General features: G+C 32.2%; 1 protein-coding gene. It reads right to left on the minus strand.

Features of this window, described 5'->3' with window-relative positions; all coding sequences use genetic code 11:
- Positions 1-42: 42 nt before the first annotated feature.
- On the minus strand, positions 43-1,980 hold a 1,938-nt coding region (locus BLQ81_RS21825), incomplete at its 5' end, for a reverse transcriptase domain-containing protein (RefSeq protein ID WP_217636707.1).

A 1,980-nucleotide genomic window follows, 5' to 3' on the forward strand; every position in this document is an offset into this window, starting at 1 on the left:
GCTTTCATTGTTCGTGCTCCGCACGCAACGAAAGCTTAGTTGTTAGCGGTTCGCCTTTCTTTGTCTTTCAATGATTTGGTGATAGTAACTAAAAGGTTTGTCATACTTTACATATTTTCTTTTTTCATTCTCCTCGTCTTCATTAAACTCTAATTCCGGTTCTTCTAATTCATTGAGCAACTTGTAATAGTGTTTGCTTCGGTTTCTGTCTAATTGCTTTATTTGTCCAATGGAATGCTCGTTTACTGTTAATTCTCTAAAACCGTTTTTCCAACACATATCAGTAGATATTTCGTCAAAATTGTCAAGCCCAATTCTTCCAACTGACATTCCAATAAGTCTATTTATTGCAGATTCTGTCGCTGTCCCTTTTGGTTTTCGCATTCCTTTTTTTACAGCATTTTTAATTTCACGAATTATCGTTTTTTGTTTGTCAAGTTCTTTTAGCAAAGATTTTTTGCGAACACGAATGTTTCCTAAGTAATCCATTTCGTAGCCAACAAAACCAATCCAAGGGAAAGCATTGTCTTCAACTTTACCCCATTCGTAAGGTCCTTTTGATTTGCCTTCCCAAAACTTTGACAGTTTAGTTTCTCCACTAATTGTCTCTTTTAATTCGTTAACACTTTTGAATTTGTGAGGAAATAATTTTAGTTTTTTCAATTCCTCTTCATAAATATTTTTTGCTGTATCGCAAGTCTCAAAATCTTTTGCGATAATTATCATATCGTCACAAAAACGTTGATAAAACACATCACATTTTTTCAATTCTATGTCGGCTTGATTTAGATAGATGTTTGCAATAAGTCCAGAAAGTGCTCCACCTTGCGGAACTCCAATTCTTTCGTTAGAAATATCTACATAGTGAATATTTACAGTTGCTTCGTCAATCCAACCAAAAAAACCGTTTGGAATTTTATATGATGTCCAATATACAGTATCTGATTCCTTTGGAATATCTGTGTTAAATGCAAAACTGTTTAAGTAACTATTAAATATTTTGATTGGTGATTCAAAATTGAGTTCTGTGTAAGTTGCTTTTGCTGTTTCTGATAAAGATTGAAACAAATGCCAAGCAATTTTATGATTTACTGTGTCATAAAATTTTTTCATATCACATTCTGCTACAAATAATTTGTTCTTTGCATTTAGTTTTCTATAATTTCCAATGCCGACAATACAATCGTGATGCGAGATAATGTTCCCTTGTGAATTTCTCTTTGACCTAAACGCATAAGAACTATCTTGAAATTGCTCATCAAAAACTCTTGTCAAAAATTTATTTGTCAGGCTTAAAATAATTCTGTCTTTTAAACTGTAAATGCAAATAGGTCTACATTCATTTTTCCCGTCTTGTTTTATTTTATCTTTTAGTTTTGGGAAAATGATTGGTTTTGAAACTTCGTATTCATTGCCTTTAGAAGCAACAATAATGTCGTTTATAAATTTCTGTAAGTTGATATACCAATTAGCTTTTACAGCTTTTTTACTTTCTGCTTTTATCGTTTTTAGTAGGCTGTAATAATTTTTGTCGTTTGAAGTAAGAAATTCATTTTTTCTGTTGGGCTTTCTTCTTGAATCTTCGCCCAATTTCAACCATTTTTTTCTTGGGGGCAAAATTGACAACAAAAACTCTGAAAGTTCTTTTTGATTTTGTTCAAAATCGTTTTCGGGTTCAGAGTTGAATTTAACGTGATAATTGAAAGCAGGGTTTGAAGTTAGTAAATGCAATAAATGCTTCTTGGACTTGTTCTTCGCAAGTTTAACACGAACCTTGCAAACTAATTTCAAGATTTCATTTTCGCTAAAATAACTTTCAAATGTTTTCATAATAAAAAAAGGAAGGGGTTCCTGTAAAGCGATTGCTCGCATATTGACAAAGATACTGGAGCTGCTACATTTGATTGGACAGTAAGTTAAGCCCCTTAACTTAGAATCAATGAAAGAAGGAACAAGAAGAAGTTTTGACAAGGAATTCAA

Origin of the sequence: Algoriphagus alkaliphilus, from assembly GCF_900103735.1 — a bacterium.
GTDB lineage: Bacteria > Bacteroidota > Bacteroidia > Cytophagales > Cyclobacteriaceae > Algoriphagus > Algoriphagus alkaliphilus.